This window comes from Streptomyces sp. NPDC059037, assembly GCF_042740015.1.
Taxonomy (GTDB): Bacteria; Actinomycetota; Actinomycetes; order Streptomycetales; family Streptomycetaceae; genus Streptomyces.
Genome location: NZ_JBHYIG010000289.1, coordinates 1 through 495, shown reverse-complemented (window position 1 = coordinate 495; position 495 = coordinate 1).

Below are 495 nucleotides of genomic sequence, written 5' to 3'. Positions count from 1 at the left end.
GCGAGCGGGCGCTGGGCGCCCGCGCGTTGTGTGTCGTGTGGTGTCTTTTGGGAGCGTCGCTCCTCCCCCGGGCCCGTGGGGGGCGCCCCCCCCACCCCCCCCCCCCCCCCCGGCCCCCAACGGCACGGTCACTTGTCGCAGTGTGTGTCCGTGCAGCTCTGACGCGTCACATAGTGCGTCCCGGTTGAGGGGTCTGTGCGGATTCTGTGAAAGCTGGCGGAAAAAAGATGGCACTGCCCTACAGGGGTGGGTGAGGGGTGCGCGGTGCGGGTGGTGACACTTCGGAGCCGGGCGTTCCGGGGAGCCGTGGCCGCTCAGGGGGGTCGGCGACCCCCGGGGCTCTGATCGGTGCCGGTTACATGTTCCGGTCCTGGGTGGGCTCGGGGGTGGGCGGGCGGGGGGGGGGGCCCCCCCGCCCGGGGGGGCGCCCACCCCCCCCACACCACAGAGCCGCCACACCCAGCGCCCGCGCGCGGGGCCCCCGCCCCCCCCCCC